The sequence below is a fragment of the Roseobacter sinensis genome, assembly GCF_025755255.1.
GTDB classification, from domain to species: Bacteria; Pseudomonadota; Alphaproteobacteria; order Rhodobacterales; family Rhodobacteraceae; genus Roseobacter; species Roseobacter sinensis.
Genome location: NZ_JALIEB010000012.1, coordinates 103307 through 126329, shown reverse-complemented (window position 1 = coordinate 126329; position 23023 = coordinate 103307). Strand labels below are relative to the sequence as shown.

Genomic DNA, 23023 nt, shown 5'->3' with positions numbered 1-23023 from the left:
CCTTTCCCTAGAAGAGCACGCTGGCGCCGGTGTCGGCGGTTCCGACAGAGCGGCGGAATTGTGCAAAGAGCTCGCGGCCAAGCCCATATTCATTCGCACCGAGGTTGACCCGCACCGAGTCGCGCTCGAGCACGCCCGGCGTCTTGATCTCGAGCTCCCCGGCCGTTGCATCGACGCGCAGGACATCGCCGTCCTCAAGCTTGGAGATCGGCCCGCCATCCAGCGCTTCCGGGCTGACATGGATCGCCGCGGGCACCGAGCCCGAGGCACCCGACATGCGCCCATCCGTCACCAGCGCCACGTTGATCCCGCGCGCCTGCAGGTTCTTCAGCAGCGGCGTGAGGCTGTGCAACTCGGGCATCCCATTGGCCTTGGGACCCTGAAATCGGACCACGACAACCGTATCCTCGGTGATCTCCTGCGCGCGGCAGGCGGCCTTGACCTCTTCCTGATCGTGGAAGACCCGCACGGGCGCTTCGACGATCTGGTGTTCGGGTTTCACCGCCGAGACCTTCATCACCGCATTGCCCAGGCTGCCGCTCATGCGTTTCAGCCCGCCGGTGGGCTGGAAGGGGTCCGCCGCGGGGCGCAGGATCTTCTCGTTGAGGCTGTGGCGCGTGCCCTCTTCCCAGACCAGCGCGCCGTCCTTGAGCTTGGGCTCTTGCGTATAGAGTTCCAGACCGCCGCCCGCGACGGTCTTGGTATCGGCATGCAGCAGCCCCGCGCCCAGCAGTTCGCGGATCATATAGCCAAGACCGCCCGCGGCGTGGAAATGGTTCACATCGGCCAGACCGTTTGGGTAGACCCGCGCCAAAAGCGGCGTGACTTCTGAGAGATCCGAGAAATCCTGCCAGTCGAGGAGGATGCCGCCCGCCCGCGCCATCGCCACCAGATGGATCAGAAGGTTCGTGGAACCGCCCGTGGCGTTCAGCCCGATGATACCGTTCACAAAGGCTTTTTCGTCGAGCACATCGCAGACCGGTAGGTAGTTATCGCCCAGATCCGAATGCGCCAGCGCCCGCTGCGCACCGGCTTTGGTCAGCGCATCGCGGATCTCGGTGTTGGGCGTCACGAAACTGGTGCCGGGCAGGTGCATACCCATGAATTCCATGAGCATCTGGTTCGTGTTGGCCGTGCCGTAGAAGGTGCAGGTGCCGGGGCCGTGGTAAGCGCCCATCTCGGCCTTCATCAACTCCTCGCGGCCCACCTCGCCTGCGGCGAACTTCTGGCGGATCTGCGACTTCTCTTCATTCGAGAGGCCTGAGGTCATCGGACCCGCCGGCAGAAACACGGTTGGGATGTGCCCGAAGGTCTGCGCCGCGATGATCAGCCCGGGCACGATCTTGTCGCAGACGCCGAGATAGACCGCCGCATCGAAGGTGTTGTGGGTCATCGCGATGCCCGTGGCCATCGCGATGAGGTCGCGGGAGAAGAGGCTGAGCTCCATGCCCGGCTCGCCTTGCGTGACGCCATCGCACATGGCGGGCACACCGCCGGCGACCTGTGCCGTGGCCCCGACCTCACGTGCAGCTTCGCGGATGAGCGGCGGGAAACGCTCAAACGGCTGATGCGCCGAGAGCATGTCGTTGTAGGTCGTCACAATCGCCAGATTCGGCGCCTTTTCGGTGGCCAGCGCGGCCTGATCGGTCCCGGCCCCCGCATAGGCGTGCGCCTGCCCGCTGCAGCTGAGATGCCCGCGGGCGGGCCCTTTCACGCGCGCCGCCTGCATCCGCGCGAGGTAGTCTCCGCGCGGGCCCTCACTGCGGGCGATGATCCGGTCGGTGACGCGGGCCACAGTGTCGTTCAATGTCATCAGCGGTTCCTCTCGGTCCCTTGAGGACGCGGACGGCAGCTCAGGTCTTGGAGAGCTCCGCCAGCCTGCGCCCGGTGTCGATCATACGGTTCGCAAAGCCCCATTCGTTGTCGTACCAGCTGACCACGCGCACCAGACCATCGGCGGTGACGCTGGTCTGCGGGGCGGCAAAACTCGATGAATGCGGGTCGTGGTTGTAGTCGATAGAGACGGTCGGGTCGGTCTCATAGGCCAGAATGCCCTTCAACTCGCCCTCGGCGGCGGCCTTCATGGCGGCGTTGATCGCATCCTTGGTGGCAGGTTTGTCGGTCGTGCAGGTCAGATCGACCAGCGAGACATTCGGCGTGGGCACGCGCACGGCGGAACCTTCGAGCTTGCCCTCCAGATGCGGCAGCACCAGCGAGATCGCCTTGGCCGCCCCCGTCGAAGTCGGCACCATCGACAGCGCCGCCGCCCGCCCGCGATAAAGATCCTTGTGCGGCGCGTCGTGCGAGGGCTGGTCGCCGGTATAGGCGTGGATCGTGGTCATGTAGCCTGTCTTGATGCCGAAGGCCTTGTCGAGCACGTAGGCCACCGGTGCGAGGCAGTTCGTCGTGCAGGAGGCGTTGGAGATGACGATATCATCCTTGGTCATGTCGGTGTGGTTCACACCGTAAACCACGGTGCGGTCGGCCCCAGCCCCGGGTGCCGAGATCAGCACGCGGCGCGAGCCGTTCTCCAGATGCTGCACGGCTTTCTCACGCGCGGTGAAGAGACCGGTGCACTCCATAGCGACGTCAACGCCGTCCCACGGCAACTCCGCCGGGTTGCGGATGGCCGTCACCGCGATGCTCTTGCCGTTCACGACCAGCGAGTCACCGGAGACCGAGACCTCGGCGTCGAAGCGGCCATGCACACTGTCGTATTTGAGAAGATGCGCCAGGGTCTCAGGGGTCGACAGGTCGTTGATCGCGGTGACTTCCACATCAGACACCTTGTTCTCGACCAGCGCGCGCAGGACGCCCCGACCGATCCGACCAAAACCGTTGATTGCAACTGAGTGAGACATCTTCTTCCTCCAGAACTTCTTCTGTCATGCGCCGGTCTGGCACAATCGGCCTTGTTAGCGCTAACGATCACATTTCCCGCCAAACATCAATGGCCGAATGTGCGGGATACGTCTCAGACTAGCATAGACCCGCCATTTTGCAGACCTATGACGCGGCCCCATCAAACACCATATCCGCCGCCAGCGCCTGCGCGTCGACCAACCGGGCATTGCGCAGGTCGTTTCCCTCGGCCCGCGCGATGGCGGCATCCTCGGCCAGTCCCTCGTCCAGCCAGCGGTCGATCAGGCGGCTGCGCAGGGTTTCCATCGGGACGTCGAGCCGGACGCGCAGATCCCAGAGCGGATGGAGCGCGCGCCAGTCCGGTGCATCCAGCAGCAGGTAGTTGCCTTCGACGATCACCGTATCGCAGGCCTCATCAAGACAGCCCGCGCTGGCAATGGCGATGTCGCGGGTCCGGTCGAAGAGCGGGTAGTACACCGGCGTATCGGCACCCAGCGCGGCCATCAGGCGGCGAAAGCCGCCCACGTCGAAGGTCTCGGGCGCGCCCTTGCGGCCGAGCAGGTTCATCGCGATGAGCAGGCGATTGTCCAGGTGAAACCCATCCATCGGCACCACCTGGGTTCTGCAACCGGCTTGCGCCAAGGCATCGGCGAGGCGCGCGGCCAGCGTCGACTTGCCACTGCCCGGCGCGCCCGCCACCGCCACCAGACGGCGCCGCGCCTGTCGCGGGGCGGCAAGAACCGCGGCGACCAGCGCGTCGAAGCTCTCAAGCGGCTGCGTCACGCGGCGATATCTGCCGCCGGCGGTTCCTTGGCCCCGGTCATGAAGGCCACCGCATCGGACATGGTGTAATCCTTGGGGTCGATCACGCAGAGCCGCTTGCCCAGCCGGTGCACGTGGATGCGGTCGGCCACCTCGAAGACATGCGGCATGTTGTGGCTGATCAGAATGATCGGGATGCCCCGCGATTTCACGTCCAGAATGAGCTCCAGCACCCGGCGGGATTCCTTGACACCAAGGGCCGCCGTCGGCTCGTCGAGAATGATCACCTTGGACCCGAAGGCGGCGGCGCGGGCCACCGCGACCCCCTGCCGCTGGCCGCCCGAAAGCGTTTCGACCGCCTGGTTGATGTTCTGGATCGTCATGAGCCCAAGCTCGGACAGCTTGTCGCGCGCGATCCGCTCCATCTCGGCGCGGTCCAGCTGGCGCAGCCATCTGCCCCGAAAACCGGGTTTGCGGATCTCGCGGCCCATGAACATGTTGTCGGCGATCGACAGGGCGGGTGACATGGCAAGGGTTTGGTAGACCGTCTCGATCCCTTCGTTGCGCGCGTCGATGGGTGAGGTGAAATGCACCCTCCGGCCTTCGAGGAAAACTTCCCCCTCGTCAGGGAGCACAGCGCCGGACACCGCCTTGATCAGCGATGACTTCCCCGCACCATTGTCGCCGATGACGGCGAGGATCTCGCCCGGCATCAAGTCAAAGTCGCAGTGATCCAGCGCGGTGACCTTGCCATAGCGCTTCACGAGGTTGCGCGCTTTGAGAATGGGTTCCATCACACCGATACCTTTCTGATCCATTGATCCACGCCGACGGCGGCGATGATCAGCACACCGATGAGCAGATAGGTCCACTGCGCATCGGCCCCCATCAGGCGTAGTCCGAGCGTAAACACCCCAACGATCAGCGCGCCGAAAAGCGTGCCCATGATCGAGCCGCGCCCGCCAAAGAGCGAGATACCTCCGATCACCACAGCGGTAATGCTCTCGATATTGGCAAGCTGGCCCGAGGTCGGCGAGACTGATCCGATGCGCCCGATGAGGGCCCAGCCCGCGAAGGCGCAGATCAGGCCTGCCAGCATGTAGACCGAAATAAGCGTGCGCTTGACATTGACGCCCGACAGCTCGGCAGCCTCCGGATCGTCTCCAACGGCATAGACGTGTCGGCCCCAGGCGGTGTGTTTGAGCGCATAGGCCAGAACGAACACAAGCGCGAGCATGAAAATCACGCCGTAGGTGAGCCGCGCACCGCCGAATGCGATGGTGTTGCCGAAGAACTGAAGCAAGGGCGCTTCTGCTTCGATCTCTTGCGAGCGGATGGTCTCATTCGCGGAATAGAGGAAATTCGTGGCCAATACGATCTGCCACATCCCCAGCGTGACAATGAAGGGCGGCAGTTTCACCTTTGCCACCAGCCAGCCGTTGATGAAGCCGATGAGCGTGCCGCAGAGCAACCCGCAAGCCACCGAGACCTCAACCGGGATACCGTAGCGAAAGGTGAACTGCCCCATCACGACCGAGGACATCACCATGATGGCGCCAACGCTGAGGTCGATCCCGGCCGTCAGGATCACCAGGCTTTGCGCCGCCGCAACAATCCCGACGATCTGCACCTGTTGCAAAATGAGCGTCAGTGCAAAGGGTGAAAAGAAGGTCGTCCCGCGGAGTATGCCAAAGATGATGATCGAGGCGATCAGAACGATCAGCGGCACCAGCGACGGATTGACGTGCAGCATATGCTGTACGGCGCCAAGGAGCCCGCGCCTCGGCTCTTCGAATTCAGCCACCGCCTCGGCTCGCCGCGCCACCTCGCGCTCGTAGTCCTGCGATTCACCGGATGTCTCGGACACGGATCTCCCCCCTATCCATGGGCCACGTTACCTGCGCCACTGTCAACTTGTCACACCGGGTCGCAAAGTCCCGGAAGACCGTGGCGCGCGGAGTGCGCGCGCCACGGTTCGAGGTGAGGTCTCAGCCCCAGCAGAGATCCTTGCCTTCCGCGACGGAGATCGACTCGACCCCATCCGCTGGCGCATCGGTCACCAGCGCCACGCCGGTGTCGAAGAACTCCTTACCCGGTGTCGGCTCGGGCTTCACACCTTCGTCGGCCCACTTTTTGATGGCCTCGACACCCAGCGATGCCATGAGCAGCGGGTACTGCTGCGAGGTCGCACCGATCACACCGTCGGCCACGTTCTGAACGCCCGGGCAGCCGCCATCGACAGAGACGATCAGCACGTCATTCTCGCGCCCGATGGCCTTGAGAGCCTCATAGGCCCCTGCTGCAGCCGGCTCGTTGATCGTGTGCACGACGTTGATGGTGGGGTCCTTGGCCAGCAGGTTCTCCATGGCCCGGCGCCCGCCCTCTTCATTGCCGTCCGTCACATCGCTGCCGACGATACGCGCATCGCTTTCGTCTCCGATGACATTTGGATCGGCCAGATCAATGCCGAACCCGTCCAGAAACCCCTGGTTGCGCAACACATCCACGGTGGGTTGGCTGACGTTCAGATCCAGCGTCGCGATCTTCGCGTCCTCGGCGGCATCACCGAGCTGCGCGCGCGCCCATTCGCCGATCAGAACACCCGCCTTGTAGTTGTCGGTGGCAAAGGTGGCATCGGCGGCGTCAATCGGCTCAAGCGGCGTGTCGAGCGCGATCACCAGCAGACCGGCATCGCGCGCCTGCGTGACCGCCGAGACGATGGAGGACGTATCGGAGGCGGTGATCAGGATGCCCTTGGCACCGTCCAGAATGCAGGTCTCGATCGCCTGCACTTGCGTTTCATGATCCCCGTCGACCTTGCCCGCGAAGGACTTCAGCGTCATGCCAAGCTCCGCCGCCTTGGCTTCGGCGCCCTCTTTCATCTTCACGAAGAACGGGTTGGTATCGGTCTTGGTGATCAGGCAGGCGGTGATGTCGTCGGCAGCGGCTATGCCACTGGTCGCGCCCAAAGCGCCCAGACCCAGAATCGTACTGGCGAGAAGTTTCTTCATGTTTTCCTCCCACGGAAACGGTGTTGTCTTTGGTAAGGCGCGGGCAGCGCGCCTCGGCCTGCGGATTTCTCCCCCTGCAGGTCTTGCCCAAGACACATCATTTCAAACCAAGTGTCAATAAATAAATAAACTTGATTTATTAATTGCGTGACGTCAAAATACCCAAGGAAACAAGGGACATGAGCAGCCCGATGGATGGCGATAAGGTCAAGGGTTTGAGCATCGGCGTGAATCAACGCGGGGTGCGCAACTACAATGAGCGCCTTCTGCTGTCGATGGTCCTGCGCCATGGCGCGATGCCGGGAAGTGATCTTGCACGGATGGCGGGGCTGTCGCCTCAGACCGTCTCGGTGATCCTGCGCAAGCTGGAAAGCGACGGGCTGCTCGCGCGCGGAGAGCCGCAGCGCGGCAGGGTCGGCAAGCCCTCCATACCGATGGATCTCGCAGCCCAGGGGGTCTTTTCCTTCGGTCTCAAGATCGGTCGGCGCAGCGCCGAGCTGCTTCTGCTCGCCTTCAAGGGCACCGTGATCAAGCAACTTCACATGTCCTACGCCTACCCCTTGCCCGAGGTCATCTTCGGCTTTCTCGCCGATGGCATCGACACGTTGATGGAAGAGATGACGGCGGCGCAGCAAGAGCGCCTTTGCGGGATCGGCGTCGCCTCGCCTTTCGAGCTTTGGAAGTGGCACGACCTGTCGGGTGCGGCAGCAGAGGATTTCCGGTCATGGAAAAACATCCAGTTCGCCGATGAGGTCGCCAAGTTCAGCACCTTGCCGATCTTCGTCTGCAACGATGCCACTGCCGCCTGCCGCGCAGAGCACCTCTACGGTCTCGGCAAGGAATACCGGGATTACGCCTATTTCTACATCGGCTCCTTCATCGGCGGCGGCGTGGTGCTGAACCACACCGTTTTCGAGGGCAATCAGGGCAACGCAGGCGCGCTGGGGTCGCTGCGCAGCACCGGGCCCCTGGGTGAAAGCCGTCAGTTGATCGACGTGGCATCGCTGCATCTGCTCGAAGCGCGGCTTGTTGAGGTCGGGCTGGACCCCAAACAGCTGTGGCAACTGCCGCAGGACTGGAGCGCGCTCGGTCGGTATGTCGACCCCTGGATCGGCGAGACCGCGCAGGAGCTCGCAAAGGCAGCGCTGTCGATCTGCTCGGTCATCGATTTCGAGGCAATCCTGATCGACGGCGCCTTTCCCGAAACGGTGCGCAGCCAGCTGGTCGAGCGGGTCCGCCGCTATCTTGTCAATCAGGACACGCGCGGCCTTCTGACGCCCCGTATCGAAGCGGGCGGCATCGGCTTCAATGCCCGCGCCATAGGTGCGGCAAGCGGCCCGATCTTCTCGCAGTTCTTTCTCAATACGAATGCGGGCCTCTCTGCGATCTGACCCGGCGGAGCACGGATCTAAAGCAATTCGCCTTGAACCTGCATCACCTATCGCTGTCTGGTTTCAATGAAATCACCGCAATAGGTGATGCACGCTGTCCCGCGTCAAAGGCGAAGCGCTCTAGACAGCTTGTCGCAAAACATCGACCAGAGCCTCCGGCGGCAAGACGCAAGGGTTGGCCTTCATCGAGGAGGCGTCCGCCGCTTCGGCAGCAATGGCGTCCATATCCGTCTCGGCTGTGAACCAGGGCCCGAGCCGTGGCACCTCCCAGCGATCGAGAACATCGGGCAGCGCCTCGAACACCTCACCCGCATCCTGCCCCAAGGCCTCTCCCAGCCAGGACGCCACCTCACCGAACCGGCCAAGATCTTCCCTCTCGGCCCGCATCTGGCGCGCATTCGCGACGAGGACCGGCCCCAGCAACCGGCCGCAGATCAGCCCGTGCGGCGCGCCGAGGCGCCCGCCGAGAACACCGGCAAGACCGTGCACCGCGCCCAGACCCGCATTGGCCAGCGCGAGCCCTCCTGCAAGACTTGTAAAGGCCATCTCGTCGCGCGCGGCAGCTTCCTCTGCCTCGGCAAGGCGCACCAGCGCCCGCGTACCGCGCCGAATGGCCGCTTGGCAGAGGGCATCCGTCAGAGGGTTGGCCCGGTGTGACAGGTAGGGCTCGATCACCTGCGTCAGCGCATCGAGCCCGGAGGCCAGCGTCTGCGCGCGCGGCGCGCCATCGGTCAGCGCCGGGTCGATGATGGCGATATCGGGCAGCATCCGGTCGTCGCGCAGACTGACCTTGCGCCTCGCCTCCGGCACAGCAATCACGGCGTTCTTGGTGACCTCCGCGCCCGTCCCCGCGGTTGTCGGCACGGCGACAAACGGCAAGGGCTGCGCCGTGAGTGGCCGGCCGGCCCCGACGCTTTCGAGATGCGCCATGGTGCCGCTCTTGCCGGGCAGAAGCGCTGCGACCGCCTTGCCAAGGTCGATCGCCGACCCGCCGCCCACGGCGACGACCACCTCGACACCTGCCGCGCGCCCCTGTGTCACAGCAGCCTCAACCATCTCGACGGTGGGCTCTCCCGTACAAACCACCGTCGTGACCTCTGCGCCGCTTGCTCTAAAGTCATCGGTCAGGCCGTCGACCCAAGCCACCGACCGGCCGCGGATCAGAAGAATGGAGCGGCCGAGCGCACAGGCTTCGGCGCAGACGCGATCCGCGGTGCCACGCCCGAAGATGATGCGGCCGGCGGTAGCGAAGCTGAATGCTGCGATACTCAAAAGCGCATCGTTGCATCAACCGCGCGTTTCCAGGCGGCGTATTTCTCGTCCCTCTCGCTCGGCTCCATCGCCGGCGTGAACTGCTGCTCCAGGGCCCAGATCTTGGAAAAGCCGGTCATATCCGGATAGAGGCCCGCGCGCTGGCCCGCGAGCCAGGCCGCGCCGAGCGCCGTCGTCTCCAGCACCTCGGGGCGATCCACCGGCGCACCGATGATGTCGGCGAGAAACTGCATCGCCCAATCCGAGGCCGACATCCCCCCATCAACCCGGAGCGTCTGCCCGGCGCCCTCGCTTTGCCAATCGGCCTGCATCGCCTCCAGCAGATCGCGGGTCTGGTAGCCCACGCTTTCCAGCGCCGCCCTGGCCAGCTCTTGCCGCCCCGAGTTGCGCGTGAGGCCAAAGATGGCGCCACGACATTCCGCGTTCCAGTAAGGCGCCCCGAGCCCCACGAAAGCGGGCACCAGCACCACGGTCTGCTTCGGGTCTGCCAGTTTCGCAAGCGGCTGGGTTTCTCCCGCCTCACGGATGATCTGCAGACCGTCGCGCAGCCACTGCACAACGGCCCCGGCAACGAAGATCGACCCTTCGAGCGCATAGGTCGGCGTGCCGTCGAACTGATAGGCAATGGTCGTCAGCAGGCGGTTCTTCGAGGCGACCGCGGTCTCGCCGGTGTTGAGCAGCGCAAAACATCCGGTACCGTATGTCGATTTCAGCATGCCCGGCTCAAAGCAGGCCTGCCCAATTGTCGCAGCCTGCTGGTCGCCCGCCACGCCCAGGATCGGGATGGGGCGACCGAAGAGATCCGGCCGGGTCAGTCCGAAGTCGGAGGCGCAGTCGCGCACCTCGGGCAGCATCTCCATGGGGATGTCGAACAGCGCGCAGATCGAGGTGCTCCAGCTGCCCTTGTGGATATCATAGAGCAGCGTCCGTGCGGCATTCGTGGCATCGGTCACATGGGATGCCCCACCGGTCAGCTTCCAGATCAGGAAACTGTCGACGGTTCCGAACAGCAGCGCGCCCGCTTTCGCGCGATCCCGCGCGCCCTCCACATGATCGAGGATCCACTTCAGTTTCGTGCCCGAAAAATAAGGGTCCGCCAGCAGGCCCGTCTTCTCCGTGATCATGGTGTCATGGCCCGCCTCGCGCAGTTCACGGCAGTACTCGGCGGTGCGCCGGTCCTGCCAGACGATGGCGTTGTGAATGGGCTTGCCGGTCTCCTTCTCCCAGACGACGACGGTTTCGCGCTGGTTGGTGATGCCAATGGCGGCGATGTCATCGGGGCCGAGGCCCGCCTTCTCGATCGCGGCGCGGCAGGTGCCCGCCGTGGTGGCCCACAAATCACCGGGGTCATGCTCGACCCAGCCGCTGTTGGGGAAGTGCTGCGGGAACTCCTCCTGCGCACTGGATGTGATCTTCATCTCCGCGTCGAAGAGGATCGCACGCGACGAGGTGGTTCCCTGATCGATGGCGAGAATATGGGTCATGGCTCCCCCCGGATGTCATTGAACTGTGGCGGGCAATCTGCCCACAAAAAAAACCGGGGCGCAACTGGTGCGCCCCGGCTGATGGGTCAGAGACTTAGTTTTCCCAGGACTTGATCAGCTCGTCATAGCTGACGGTCATGGGCTCTTCGTCTTCGTTCTCGAGCTTCGGATAGGGTGCGCCGGGCTGGGCGAACCAGTACTCCGCATCCTGCTCCTCGTTCATGACCGGGCCCAGATCACCCTGGACGCCGGCCCGCTCAAGGCGCTCCAGCACACGCTCCTGGTCGGCGCAGAGCGCATCGAGGGCTTCCTGAGGTGTCTTCGCACCGGACATCGCATCCCCGATGTTCTGCCACCAGAGCTGCGCCAGCTTCGGATAGTCCGGCACGTTGGTGCCGGTCGGCGACCAAGCGACCCGCGCAGGCGAGCGGTAGAATTCCACCAGACCGCCCAGCTTGTCGGCACGCTCGGTGAAGTGATCGCTGTCGATGGTGCTTTCACGGATGAAGGTCAGACCGACGTCGGACTTCTTCAGATCCACCGTCTTGGAGACCACGAACTGCGCATAAAGCCATGCAGCCTTGGCACGGTCCACCGGCGTGCTTTCCATCAGCGTCCAGGAGCCTGCGTCCTGATAGCCGATCTTCTGGCCTTCTTTCCAGTAAACGCCATGCGGGCTCGGCGCCATGCGCCACTTGGGCGTGCCGTCCTCATTCATCACCGGCAGGCCGGGCTCGACCGTGGCGGCAGTGAAGGCAGTGTACCAGAACATCTGCTGGGCCACGTTGCCCTGTGCGGGGATCGGACCGGCTTCGGAGAAGGTCATGCCAGCAGCAGCAGGCGGCGAGTACTTCTGAAGCCATTCGATGGCCTTGGTCACAGCGTAGACAGCCGCTGGCGAGTTGGTCGCACCCCCGCGCGCCACGCAGGAGCCCGTGGGCTGCGAGTTCTCGTTCACACGGATGCCCCACTCATCGACCGGCAGACCGTTCGGCTCACCCACGTCGCCCATGCCCGCCATGGACATCCACGCGTCGGTGTACCGCCAGCCGAGCGAGGGGTCTTTCTTGCCGTAGTCCATGTTGCCGAAGACTTCGCCCTCGACACCGAGGTGGCTCAGATCACGTCCCGTGAAGAACTCCGCAATGTCCTCATATGCCGACCAGTTGACCGGAACACCCAGCTCATAGCCATAGGCCTCCTGGAAGTCGGCCTTATTCTTCTCGTCGTTGAACCAGTCATAGCGGAACCAGTAGAGGTTGGCGAACTGCTGGCTGGGCAGCTGGTAGAGCTTGCCATCGGGGCCAGTGGTGAAGCTGGTGCCGATGAAATCGTCCACATCGAGCGTCGGCAGGGTCACATCCGCGCCCTCGCCCGCCATCCAGTCGGTCAGGTTGCGCACCTGCTGGTAGCGCCAGTGGGTGCCGATCAGGTCGCTATCGTTGATGTAGGCGTCATAGATGTTCTCGCCCGACTGCATCTGTGTCTGCAGCTTCTCGACCACGTCACCTTCGCCGATGAGGTCGTGCGTGACCTGAATACCGGTGATCGCCGTGAAGGCCGGAGCCAGCACCTGGCTTTCATACTCGTGCGTCGTAATGGTCTCGGAGACGACCTTGATCTCCATGCCCTGGAACGGCTCGGCCGCGTCGATGAAGAACTGCATCTCGGCTTCCTGCTCTTCCCGGCTCAGTACCGAGAGGCCGGCAATCTCATTGTCGAGAAACTCCATGGCGGCGTCCATGTCCGCCCAGGCCGGCACCGCCAGAAGCGATGTGACCAACGCTCCCACGGCTGTGGTTGATTTCAAAGAAAAGTTCATGTGTGTCCTCCCAAGACGTTATTGAACTATTTTTCGGAGCCGCCCGATATTCGGACGACCCCGTCTTCCTGACCCTACACCCAGCGGAACACCGCCACGGCATAGACAAGGCACGCGAGCAGCGCATAGGGCTGCGGTGCGACCTCCAGACCCAGCCAGATCAGATTGATGAAGGCTGAGCCCAACAGCGTGATGAACAGACGATCACCCCGCGTTGTTTCGATGCGGAGAATGCCCACGCGGGGCGTCTCCGGGTATTTGATGGCGAGGATCGTGAAGATGATCAACAGACAAGCAATCACGCCAAAGAAGATTGCAGTGGGTATCGTCCATGCCATCCAGGCCATGTCAGCAGACTCCGTCCGTAAGAGTGATGTCGTCCTCGGGCTTGACCTGAGGATCTCCAGCCACAGAGGTCCTCGGGTCAAGCCCGAGGACGACGCGGCGCATCCTTAAAAGAGTTCCGGCCATAGATCGCGCCAGCCAGGATTGCTCTCCTGGATTAGTGCGACTTTCCAGGCCCGTCGCCATCGTTTGAGCGACTTCTCCCGTTGAATGGCAACCCGCATCTCGGAATGCAGTTCGAACCACACCAGACGTTCGAGGTTGTAGCGATCGGTGAAGCCCGGAAGCGCATGCGTGCGATGCTGCCACACGCGATGACGCAGGTTTCCGGTCATGCCGATATAGAGGGTCCCACCCGGGCGGTTGGTGACGATGTAAACTGCGGGGTTCTGCGCCATGTGTTCCACCACCCTCGTCCTTGGGCTTGACCCAAGGACCTCCCGCGACGGTTAAACTGCCACCGTCATCCTCGGGCTTGACCCGAGGAGCTCCGGCCACAAAGATCCTCGGGTCAAGCCCGAGGATGACGTTTTCTTGGTTAACAAAACGTTGCATCACACCCTCCCCAAGGCGAAGCCCTTGGCGATGTAATTGCGCACGAAATAGATCACCAGCGCCCCCGGCACGATGGTCAGCACACCTGCCGCCGCCAGCACACCCCAGTCGATGCCTGCGGCCCCTTGGGTCCGAGTCATAATCGCCGCGATGGGCTTGGCATCCACGGTCGTCAGCGTTCGGCTCAAGAGCAGTTCCACCCAGCTAAACATGAAGCAGAAGAAGGCTGCCACACCAATACCGGAGGAGATCAGCGGCATGAAGATCTTCACGAAGAATTTCGGAAAGGAATAGCCGTCGAGATAGGCCGTCTCGTCGATCTCCTTGGGCACGCCGCGCATGAAGCCTTCGAGGATCCAGACCGCCAGCGGCACGTTGAAGAGGCAATGCGCCAGCGCCACCGCGATATGCGTGTCGAAGAGACCCACCGAGGAATAGAGTTGGAAGAACGGCAGTGCGAAGACCGCAGGTGGCGCCATGCGGTTGGTGAGCAGCCAGAAGAACAGGTGCTTGTCGCCCATGAAGCTGTAGCGGCTGAAGGCATAGGCTGCAGGCAGCGCCACGGCGAGGCTGATCGTGGTGTTCATCACCACATAGATCAGCGAGTTGATATAGCCGATGTACCAGCTCTCATCCGTGAAAATCTTGACGTAATTCTGGAACGTCAGGTTTTGCGGCCAGAGCGAGAAGGAGCTGACAATCTCCGTGTTGGTCTTCAGGCTCATGTTCAAGAGCCAGTAGATCGGCAACATCAGGAACAGCAGGTAGAGCCCCATGACGATGGCTGAGCGGTTCACCCGAGGCGCGCGGCGGCGGGCCACTCCGGTGGATTCGCCGGTCACCTTACCCGGAATGCGCGCCGCGCCAGGCGCTTGAATGGTTGTATCGGACATCACACGCTGTCCCTTTTGTCGAGGTTGGTCATGACCGTGTAGAACACCCAGGAGATCAGAAGGATCACGAGGAAATACATGATCGAGAAGGCCGCCGCCGGTCCAAGGTCAAACTGCCCCAACGCCATCTTCACAAGGTCTATCGACAGGAAGGTGGTGGCCGAGCCCGGCCCGCCGCCGGTCACGACGAAAGGCTCGGTATAGATCATGAAGCTGTCCATGAAGCGCAGCAGGATCGCGATCATCAGCACCCCCGCCATCTTCGGCAGCTCGATATAGCGGAAGACGGCCCAGCGGGTGGCCTGGTCGATCTTGGCCGCCTGATAATAGGCGTTGGGGATCGACTGCAGCCCGGCATAGGCCAGAAGGGCCACCAGTGAGGTCCAGTGCCAAACATCCATCACGATCACGGTGACCCAGGCCGCAAAAGGATCCTGTGTATAGTTGTAGGAGATGCCCAACTGCTTCAGCGTGTAGCCCAGAAGGCCGATATCGACGCGACCAAAGATCTGCCAGATGGTGCCCACCACATTCCAAGGGATGAGCAGCGGCAGCGACATGACGACAAGGCAGAAGGACGCCCAGAAGCCCGATTTCGGCATGTTGAGCGCAATGTAGATGCCCAAGGGAATCTCGATCGCCAGGATGATGCCCGAAAACATCAGCTGGCGCCCCAGCGCATCCCACATGCGGTCGTCCTGCAGCATCTCGCGGAACCACTCCAAGCCAGCCCAGAAGAACTGGTTGTTGCCGAAGGTGTCCTGCACCGAATAGTTCACCACGGTCATCAGCGGAATGACCGCCGAGAAGGCCACCAGCACCAGCACGGGCAAAACCAGGAACCAGGCCTTTTGATTGACTGTCTTGTTCATCAGGCGGCCTCCCCCGCGGGCGCCACGCGCCAGTCATCCGCATAGACGTTGATCCCCTCGGGATCGAAGGTGACATGCGGGTTCATCTCGGGGATGACATCCCCCTCGCCCGCAATAGCGCTCAACTGCGCGCCGTCGATTTCGAGCCGGACGATCTTGTGCCGCCCCACGTCTTCGACCCGCAGAACGCGCGCCGGCACGCCGGTGCCATCGGCCGTCACCTTCACGTATTCGGGGCGCACACCGACCTGCAGCTTGCCGCACGCGGGCTTGTAGCCCGCGCCCAGCGGCACCTCGACGCCCGCGATCTGGGCGGTCGCCCCGTCGATCTTGGCATCGAAAACGTTCATGCCCGGCGAGCCGATAAAATAGCCAACAAAGGTATGAGCCGGGCGCTCGAAGAGCTCCTGCGGCGTGCCGATCTGCACGACGCGGCCGTCATACATGACCACAACCTTGTCGGCGAAGGTCAGCGCCTCGGTCTGGTCGTGTGTGACGTAGATCATCGTGTGGCCGAACTCGTGATGCAGCGATTTCAACTGGGTGCGGAGCTCCCACTTCATGTGCGGGTCGATCACAGTCAGCGGCTCGTCAAAGAGCAGCGCATTCACGTCCTCGCGCACCATGCCCCGGCCGAGGCTGATCTTCTGCTTGGCGTCCGCCGTGAGCCCGCGCGCCTTGCGGTCGAGCTCCGCCTCCATGCCGATCATCTTGCCGATCTGCTGCACACGGCTTGCGACATAGTTCGGATCGGCGCCGCGGTTGCGCAAGGGAAAGGCCAGATTGTCCCGCACGGTCATCGTGTCGTAGACCACCGGGAACTGGAAGACCTGGGCGATGTTGCGCTCGGCTGTCGGCGCATACGTCACATCCTGATCGTTGAAGAGAATGCGCCCCTGGCTGGGGTGCAGCAGCCCCGAGATGATGTTGAGCAGGGTCGACTTGCCGCAGCCGGAGGCGCCCAGCAGCGCGTAGGCCTCGCCATCCACCCAGTCGTGGTTCAGCTCCTTGAGGGCGAAATCGTCTTCCGACTTGGGGGCGGGAAAATAGGAATGCGCCAGATTGTCGAGCGTGATCTTGGCCATTATGCCGCCTCGGCGTAGGAGGCCGCGGCGACCAAATCGCCGTCCTGGCCGAAGAGATAGACATGCGCCGGGTCAAGGTAGACCTCGAGGTCCTGCCCCGGTGTGAGGCTCTGGATGCCGTGCACCAGACCAACCCACCGATCGCTGTGGTGATCGAGGTGCACGAAGGTCTCTGAGCCCGTGATCTCCGTCACGGTCAGCTTTGTCTTGAAAGACATTACGCCCGGAACATGCGGAGCCAGCTCCAGATGATTTGGCCGGAACCCGGCGGTGTAGACACCATCCGGCAGCCCTTCGGCGCCGGCAATGGCGGGCATGGACTGACCGTCGCCAAAGGACAGAACCCCGCCCTTCTTCCGGATCTGAAGGAAGTTCATCGGCGGGTCGGAGAACACCCGTGCGGTCGTGGCGTTCACGGGCCGGCGGTAAACCGACGGCGTTGGGCCGAACTGCGTGACCCGCCCTTCCCAGAGGGCTGCGGTATTGCCGCCGAGCAACAGCGCCTCTTCCGGCTCGGTTGTCGCATAGACGAAGATCGAACCGGACTCCTCGAAGATCTTCGGGATTTCGGCGCGCAGCTCCTCGCGCAGCTTGTAGTCGAGATTGGCGAGGGGCTCATCCAGCAGCACCAGCCCCGCGTTCTTGACCAGCGCCCGCGCCAAAGCGCAGCGCTGCTGCTGCCCGCCGGAGAGTTCGAGCGGCTTGCGGTCGAGCATCGGTGTCAGCTTCATCAGCTCCGCCGTTTCGCGGACGCGGGCGTCGATCTCGGCGCGCGTCTGACCGAGCAGCCGCATGGGCGAGGCGATATTATCGTAAACCGTCATCGACGGGTAGTTGATGAACTGCTGGTAGACCATCGCCACCTTGCGGTCCTGCACCCGCATGCCTGTCACGTCTTCACCGTTCCAGATCACCCGGCCCGTCGCGGGCACATCGAGCCCGGCCATCAGCCGCATGAGCGAGGTTTTCCCCGACAGCGTCGGCCCGAGGAGCACGTTCATCGTGCCCTTCTGAAGCTCTATGTCCGTCGGGTAGATATGGGTCGCCCCACCGACAGTCTTAGACACCCCGTCCAAGATCAAGGTCATGTCCGTCCCCCACTATTCTGCTGCCTTGGCAAGGCGTTCCGCGGTCGCGGACCGCATGAATGTCTCCAATGCAGCGATCTCTTCCTGTGTCAGTCTGAGCCCGAGCTTGTTGCGCCGCCAGATCACGTCCTCAGCGGTACGGGCATATTCGTTCTTCTGCAACCAGTGCAGCTCGCGTTCGGTCAGCGTTGCGCCAAAGCTTTGGCCGAGGTCCGCCTCGACCTCGGCGTCGCCGAGCACATCCCAGGCCTCCGTGCCATAGGCCCGCACGAGCCGCCGCGCCCAAAACTCCGAAAGAAACGCGAAGTTCTCCTTGAGGCGTGTGACCAGCATCTCGAACCCATCGACCGCAAAATCCCCGCCAGGCAGAGGCACACCGGCCGTCCAATGGCCCGAGGTGCCGGGAAAGAACGGGACGATCTTGTCCATCGCATCCTCTGCGAGTTTGCGATACGTCGTGATCTTGCCGCCAAACACGTTGAGGATCGGTGCGCCGCCGGCATCATCGACCTTCAGGGTGTAGTCTCGCGTTGCCGCCGTCGCGCTGCTGGCCCCGTCATCATAGAGCGGGCGCACACCGGAGTAGCTCCAGACCACATCGTCGGCGGTGATGTCCTCTTTCAGATATTGGTTGATGAAGTTCAGAAGATAGTCCCGCTCCCCCTCGGTACAGACCGGTTTGACGCTCGGGTCATCGTGCTCGGCATCGGTGGTTCCGATCAGCGTGAAATCGGTCTCGTAGGGTATTGCGAAAATGATGCGCCCATCGGTTCCTTGGAAGAAATAGCATTTGTCGTGATCGTAGAGCTTTCGTGTCACGATATGGCTGCCCCGGACGAGCCGCACCCCTTCGGTCGAATTGATCCGAACTTTCTGCTGGATGATGTCGCCAACCCACGGACCGCCTGCATTGATCAGCATCCGAGCGTGGATCGTCCTCGTGTCGCCCGTCTCGGTCTCCTCGACCGCGATCTCCCAGAGATCGCCTACGCGCGCGGCACTGATCACCTTGGTGCGCACCATCACGTCGGCGCCGCGGGCCTCGGCATCGCGCGCGTTCAGCACAACGAGGCGGGAGTCCTCGATCCAGCAATCCGAGTACTCATAGGCCTTTTCGAACCGATCTTCGATCGGCGCACCCTCGACGGAGCCCTTGAGGTTCAGCGTCTTGGTGGCGGGCAGGATCTTGCGGCCGCCCAGATTGTCGTAGAGCAGCAAGCCGAGGCGGATCAGCCAGGCCGGGCGGCGCCCCTTCATCCAGGGCATGATCGTGTTGAGAATGCGCGATGTCGGCGTCGAGCCTTCAAAGCGCATATCCTTGTGATATGGCAGCACGAAGCGCATCGGCCAGCTGATGTGCGGCATCGCCTTCAGCAGCACTTCCCGCTCTGCCAGCGCGTGGCGCACGAGGTTGATCTCGAAATACTCCAGATACCGCAGCCCGCCGTGAAAGAGCTTGGTCGAGGCCGATGAGGTCGCGGAGGCGAGATCGTTCATCTCGGCCAGGGCCACGCTCAACCCGCGGCCCGCCGCATCCCGCGCGATACCGCAGCCGTTGATGCCGCCACCCACGATGAAAAGGTCGTATGTCTTGGAATGCTCAGACGGCGACGACACAAAACCCTCCCAACTTCGTGTTTCATCGGTGCCGAATGGGTATCGCAGCCGATGATCGTGATCAAGCGGTTTTTTTCGTTTATGTTCGTTTTTGATCGCCGCCTGCGCCAGATGCCACCTGCGTCCGCTCAGCAACGCTTGCAAAGGGCAGACGCAAGGGCGAGATCCCTTCGGCCACGAGGCATCGGCGCGCAACCCCCACGGCCGATTGCAGCGGGGTTTCGCGGCACACAAAGATAGAGATGGAAATATCGCTATATTTCAGGTAGCCAGCAGGCAGGAGGAGAGCATGTCGCAGACGTTTCGGCACCCGGACATCCTGAAAATCGCGCAACGGGACGGCAAGGTTACGGTCGAGGGCCTCGCGGAGCATTTCGGTGTCACGCTGCAAACGATCCGGCGCGATTTGACCGAGCTCGCAGAAGCGAACAAACTCGAACGTGTGCATGGCGGCGCGATCCTTCCGTCGGGCACAACGAACATCGAGTATGAAGAGCGACGCACCCTCAACCAGGACTCCAAGCTCGCGATGGCGCGGGCCTGTGCGGCACAGATCCCGGAGGGGTGTTCGGTCTTTCTGAACATCGGCACCAGCACCGAGGCGGTCGCACGCGAGCTGTTACAGCACCGCGATCTGATGGTTGTGACCAACAACATGAACATTGCCAATATTCTGATCGACAACCCCGAATGTCAGATCATCGTGACCGGTGGCGCGTTTCGGCGATCAGACGGCGGGCTGGTCGGCACGCTGACGATCGACACGATCCGGCAGTTCAAGTTCGACTTTGCGGTAATCGGCTGCTCTGCCATGGACGAAGACGGCGACATTCTGGATTTCGACATCCAGGAGGTCGGCGTCAGCCAGACGATCATCGCGCAGTCCCGCAAATCGCTTCTGGTGGCGGATCACTCCAAGTTCGGGCGGACGGCTCCGGCGCGCATCGCCTCGATGGGCTCCGTCTCTACCGTGATCACCGACAAGCCGCTGCCGGGGAACCTCGGCCAGAAGTGCGCCGGTTGGGGCACCGAAGTCATCATCGCAGAGTGACAGCGGCGCGGCTCAGCCGCCTGGCAGCTCACTCACGATCACCTTGCGCAGAAGCTCTACAAGCCCCGCCACCTGATGGCGGGCCGTCGCGGCCCCCTTCTCGGCGGAGGCCAGATGCGCCTCGCCCACCGTGCCATCCGGGTTCAGATCGCTGGCGATCCAGCCGTAGGAGACGGGGCCGATCGGCGGAATATGCCCCGTCTCGGCCGTCGAGCGGAAGTCCTGCGCCTGGCTCATCTCCACCGTCTCGGGACGGAAGTGCAGCATGAGCGAGGTCTCGACATCGCCGCCGTGGATGCCGAAGCAGGCCTCCTGCTCCGAGTAGAGCCCCGCGGGCGTTCCGAAGGCGCCCCACTGGCACTTGACGGCAAGCATGCCGGCCTGCACCCGCAGCTCGCGCGACAAGATCGAGATGAGGTCGAGATTGCCGCCGTGCGAGTTCACGATCACGATCTTCCGGATGCCGGCGCGGGCGACGCTCAGGCCAATCTCCGTCCAGGCGGTGAGCGCCGTCGCCGCCGTCAAGGTCAGCGTCCCGGGCGCCCAGAGATGCTCGTTTGACTTGCCCACCGCCTGCAGCGGCAAAATCCGGATGTCCATGTCCTCCGGGAGCTGGCCGCGCAACTCCTCCAGCATACCCTGCCCGATCAGCGTATCGGTTCCGACGGGAAGGTGCGGACCGTGCTGTTCGATGGCCGCCGTCGGCAAAACCGCGATGGTGGTCATCGGGTCGACGCCGCCGAAATCGCCCGCCTTGAAGTCGGCCCAGTCGAGACGGCGGGTCATGTCACGGCCTTGGGGGCATAGGTCGCATCCAGTCGCGACCGCAGGTAATCCGCTGCGCGCACCGGCGGATACTTGGGCGTGCCTGTCCCCGGAAGGGCCGCAACGATCGTGTCGGGGTGCGCTTCGACGAAGAAGGCAACCGACCGCCGCTGGCGCTTTGGCGGCAGGACCCGATGCGGCGTCGAGACGTAGATGTCATTGGTCCACCGCATGAGGCAATCCCCGATATTGACGACGTAGGCCTCCGGCACATGCGGCACGTCGGTCCAGTCTCCACCGCGGGGCCTGACCTGCAAGCCTGGCTCGCCATCGGTCATCAGCAGGGTGATCGCGCCGTAATCGGTGTGCGCCCCGGCGCCGATCTCGTTCGCAGCCCCCGTGCCGGGCGGATAGTGAAGCAGGCGCAGGGCCGCGAGCGGTTCGCGGAACGCGGGCGTGAAGTGCTCGGGCTCCAGCCCGAGATCCGCCGCGAAAGCGCGGTGGATGTCGACCCCCAGCGCCAGCGCTGCATCGAAATAGGCCAGCATGGTCTCGCGGAAGCCGTCGATCTCGGGCCAGACGTTGACACCACGGAAAGGCTCGCCGCGCAGCACGCGCGGATCGTCGGCCGCCAGATCGAAGCCGATGTTGAAGCTTTCCTTCCGGTCCACCAGCGCCGAGGTGTCGTCGAGCGACTCGTCGCCCTCCGCCGCCCAGCCGCGGTAATGCGGCGTCTTCAGGATCGAGAGCGTCCGTTTCTCGGCCGCCGGCCGGGAGAAAAAGGCATCCGCCATATCGAACACGCGGGCGCGCAGATCGGCCGGCACGCTGTGGTTCCGCAGCAGGAAGAAACCGGGCCCCCGCACGGCCGCCCCAAGCTCCGACAGGAAACGGTCGCGTGCGGTATCGAAGAGCGACCAGTCCAGAACCGGGATCATGCCCGCACCTCGCTGTGTTTGGCGGGCACGGCGCCGATGAACTTGTCCATCTTGCGCGCGACCTTCTGCAGATGCGCGCGGCGGCTGGCCTCGGTCGAGCTGTCCATGAGATAATGGGCGGCAAAGGTGGTCTTGCAGCGGCGCGCACAGATCGCCCGAACGCCACGCAGGAGCGTCCGCCTGCCCGGCGCTCCGACCATCTGCGTCAGGCCCCAGCTGGCGCCGCAGGTGGTAAAGGCGCCAAGCCGGGTGATATGCGTGAGCCCCGGCCGGATGTTGTCGTTCTCGCCGTCGGGCATCAGAAAGGCCACGTCCGGCAAAAGCACGCGATCGAGCCAGCCCTTGAGCATCGCAGGCAGCCCGTACCACCACGTGGGATAGATGAAGATCAGCGTGTCGCACCACAGCACATCCTCGACATCCTGCGCCACCGGGACACGATTGGCCGGCGTATCGACGTAGAGATCGAGCTCCTCGCTGCTCAGCACCGGCGCAAAATCGCGACGATAGAGATCGATCAGCCGGGTCTCGGCGCCCGCAAACCTCAGACGCTCCAGCACAAGATCGCGCACCGCAGCGGTGAAGCTCGCTTCCTTCGGATGGCAATAGATGACAAGCGCACGCATTCAAAACCTCTCCATCTCGACCGACACGCGCGACAGGAAACCGGCGCGCTGACGATCCGTCGCACGGTTCATGTCGTAAAGCGCAAGATACCGCATCTTCTCGGGGCGGCACACATGCCAGACCGCGCGGGTGACGCATCTTCGAGGCGGATCACCGGCGAGAAAGGCGCGCGTCCGGGTCCCGCCATAGGTGGTCACCGCCGCGAGTTTGCGGATGTGCTGCAGGTTCGGGCGGACCTTTCCCTGCTCCAGCCGGAAGGACACACCGGGCAGGAAGACCCGATCGAAAAACCCCTTCAGCACCGCAGGAAACCCGAAATTCCACACTGGAAACACCAGAACCAGCGCCTGCGCGCGGCGCAGCCGGTCGACATACTCCGCGACCGGGGCGGTATTTGCGGCTTCGTCGTGATAGCCGCGCCGCTCGTCAGCGGTCAGAATGGGCGAGAAGCCTTCGGCATTGAGATCGCAGTCATCCACCTCCCAGGCCCTTGCACGCAGGCTCTCGACCACCTGCGTGTGCAGCGCGGCCGAGAAGCTCTCGGCGCAAGGATGAGCAAAGAGGACAAACGCGCGGGGCATCG

General features: G+C 63.3%; 22 protein-coding genes. 2 read left to right on the top strand and 20 right to left on the bottom strand.

The annotated features are described in order from the left end of the window. Window positions 1-7: 7 nt before the first annotated feature. The 6 genes from edd to MUB52_RS17135 all read right to left on the bottom strand — a co-directional run bounded on the left by edd (window position 8) and on the right by MUB52_RS17135 (window position 6635). The gene (gene edd / locus MUB52_RS17160; protein WP_263845468.1) at window positions 8-1813 is read right to left on the bottom strand and encodes a phosphogluconate dehydratase; all 1806 of its coding nucleotides are present in this window, start codon (window positions 1811-1813) and stop codon (window positions 8-10) included. Between the two features lie 40 nt (window positions 1814-1853). After that, window positions 1854-2861 (bottom strand): type I glyceraldehyde-3-phosphate dehydrogenase, encoded by a 1008-nt coding sequence (gene gap / locus MUB52_RS17155; protein ID WP_263845467.1) that lies wholly within the window; start codon window positions 2859-2861, stop codon window positions 1854-1856. Between the two features lie 145 nt (window positions 2862-3006). Next, on the bottom strand, window positions 3007-3645 hold the full coding sequence (locus tag MUB52_RS17150; RefSeq protein ID WP_263845466.1) for a nucleoside/nucleotide kinase family protein: 639 nt from the start codon (window positions 3643-3645) through the stop codon (window positions 3007-3009). Beyond that, window positions 3642-4418, bottom strand: a complete 777-nt coding sequence (locus MUB52_RS17145; protein WP_263845497.1) for an ATP-binding cassette domain-containing protein — start codon at window positions 4416-4418, stop codon at window positions 3642-3644. The genes MUB52_RS17150 and MUB52_RS17145 overlap by 4 nt, the downstream gene beginning before the upstream one ends. Beyond that, window positions 4418-5491, bottom strand: coding sequence for an ABC transporter permease (locus MUB52_RS17140; RefSeq protein ID WP_263845465.1), 1074 nt, complete (start codon window positions 5489-5491; stop codon window positions 4418-4420). Before MUB52_RS17140 ends, MUB52_RS17145 begins: the two co-directional genes overlap by 1 nt. Window positions 5492-5612: 121 nt before the next feature. Further along, entirely contained in the window at window positions 5613-6635 is a 1023-nt protein-coding gene (locus MUB52_RS17135) for a sugar ABC transporter substrate-binding protein (RefSeq protein ID WP_263845464.1), read from the bottom strand. Between the two features lie 191 nt (window positions 6636-6826). Here MUB52_RS17135 and MUB52_RS17130 point away from each other — a divergent pair, with 191 nt between their 5' ends. Beyond that, complete coding sequence (locus tag MUB52_RS17130; protein WP_263845496.1) at window positions 6827-8026, top strand: ROK family transcriptional regulator; 1200 nt, start codon at window positions 6827-6829, stop codon at window positions 8024-8026. Between the two features lie 120 nt (window positions 8027-8146). On the opposite strand, the gene MUB52_RS17125 is transcribed toward MUB52_RS17130, so the two are convergent. From MUB52_RS17125 to glpD, 10 genes are all read right to left on the bottom strand, one after another. Next, window positions 8147-9292, bottom strand: coding sequence for an iron-containing alcohol dehydrogenase (locus MUB52_RS17125; RefSeq protein ID WP_404818248.1), 1146 nt, complete (start codon window positions 9290-9292; stop codon window positions 8147-8149). Between the two features lie 2 nt (window positions 9293-9294). Continuing rightward, a complete protein-coding gene (gene glpK / locus MUB52_RS17120; RefSeq protein WP_263845462.1) occupies window positions 9295-10782 on the bottom strand; it encodes a glycerol kinase GlpK in 1488 nt (495 codons plus the stop codon). 94 nt (window positions 10783-10876) lie between these two features. Beyond that, the gene (locus MUB52_RS17115; RefSeq protein WP_263845461.1) at window positions 10877-12604 is read right to left on the bottom strand and encodes an ABC transporter substrate-binding protein; all 1728 of its coding nucleotides are present in this window, start codon (window positions 12602-12604) and stop codon (window positions 10877-10879) included. Between the two features lie 74 nt (window positions 12605-12678). Next, entirely contained in the window at window positions 12679-12951 is a 273-nt protein-coding gene (locus tag MUB52_RS17110; protein WP_263845460.1) for a DUF2160 domain-containing protein, read from the bottom strand. Window positions 12952-13056: 105 nt separating this feature from the next. Beyond that, entirely contained in the window at window positions 13057-13347 is a 291-nt protein-coding gene (locus MUB52_RS17105) for a GIY-YIG nuclease family protein (protein WP_263845459.1), read from the bottom strand. Between the two features lie 156 nt (window positions 13348-13503). Then, window positions 13504-14397 (bottom strand): carbohydrate ABC transporter permease, encoded by an 894-nt coding sequence (locus tag MUB52_RS17100; RefSeq protein ID WP_263845458.1) that lies wholly within the window; start codon window positions 14395-14397, stop codon window positions 13504-13506. After that, window positions 14397-15269, bottom strand: coding sequence for a carbohydrate ABC transporter permease (locus MUB52_RS17095; protein ID WP_263845457.1), 873 nt, complete (start codon window positions 15267-15269; stop codon window positions 14397-14399). Before MUB52_RS17095 ends, MUB52_RS17100 begins: the two co-directional genes overlap by 1 nt. Beyond that, window positions 15269-16354 carry an ABC transporter ATP-binding protein gene (locus MUB52_RS17090; RefSeq protein ID WP_263845456.1) on the bottom strand — a complete coding sequence of 362 codons (1086 nt, stop codon included), beginning with the start codon at window positions 16352-16354 and terminating at the stop codon, window positions 15269-15271. Before MUB52_RS17090 ends, MUB52_RS17095 begins: the two co-directional genes overlap by 1 nt. Further along, the gene (locus MUB52_RS17085; RefSeq protein WP_263845455.1) at window positions 16354-17442 is read right to left on the bottom strand and encodes an ABC transporter ATP-binding protein; all 1089 of its coding nucleotides are present in this window, start codon (window positions 17440-17442) and stop codon (window positions 16354-16356) included. Before MUB52_RS17085 ends, MUB52_RS17090 begins: the two co-directional genes overlap by 1 nt. A gap of 12 nt (window positions 17443-17454) precedes the next feature. Beyond that, the gene (glpD, locus tag MUB52_RS17080; RefSeq protein WP_263845454.1) at window positions 17455-19059 is read right to left on the bottom strand and encodes a glycerol-3-phosphate dehydrogenase; all 1605 of its coding nucleotides are present in this window, start codon (window positions 19057-19059) and stop codon (window positions 17455-17457) included. Window positions 19060-19348: 289 nt separating this feature from the next. Here glpD and MUB52_RS17075 point away from each other — a divergent pair, with 289 nt between their 5' ends. Next, window positions 19349-20110, top strand: coding sequence for a DeoR/GlpR family DNA-binding transcription regulator (locus MUB52_RS17075; protein WP_263845453.1), 762 nt, complete (start codon window positions 19349-19351; stop codon window positions 20108-20110). Between the two features lie 12 nt (window positions 20111-20122). On the opposite strand, the gene MUB52_RS17070 is transcribed toward MUB52_RS17075, so the two are convergent. The 4 genes from MUB52_RS17070 to MUB52_RS17055 are packed head-to-tail and all read right to left on the bottom strand — an operon-like array spanning window position 20123 to window position 23021. Then, entirely contained in the window at window positions 20123-20896 is a 774-nt protein-coding gene (locus tag MUB52_RS17070) for a creatininase family protein (protein ID WP_263845452.1), read from the bottom strand. Continuing rightward, window positions 20893-21813, bottom strand: coding sequence for an isopenicillin N synthase family dioxygenase (locus tag MUB52_RS17065; RefSeq protein ID WP_263845451.1), 921 nt, complete (start codon window positions 21811-21813; stop codon window positions 20893-20895). The genes MUB52_RS17070 and MUB52_RS17065 overlap by 4 nt, the downstream gene beginning before the upstream one ends. Then, a complete protein-coding gene (locus tag MUB52_RS17060) occupies window positions 21810-22439 on the bottom strand; it encodes an NAD(P)H-dependent oxidoreductase (protein ID WP_263845450.1) in 630 nt (209 codons plus the stop codon). The genes MUB52_RS17065 and MUB52_RS17060 overlap by 4 nt, the downstream gene beginning before the upstream one ends. After that, window positions 22440-23021: an NAD(P)H-dependent oxidoreductase gene (locus MUB52_RS17055; RefSeq protein ID WP_263845449.1), complete on the bottom strand. Its 582-nt coding sequence runs from the start codon at window positions 23019-23021 to the stop codon at window positions 22440-22442. Window positions 23022-23023: the final 2 nt, after the last annotated feature.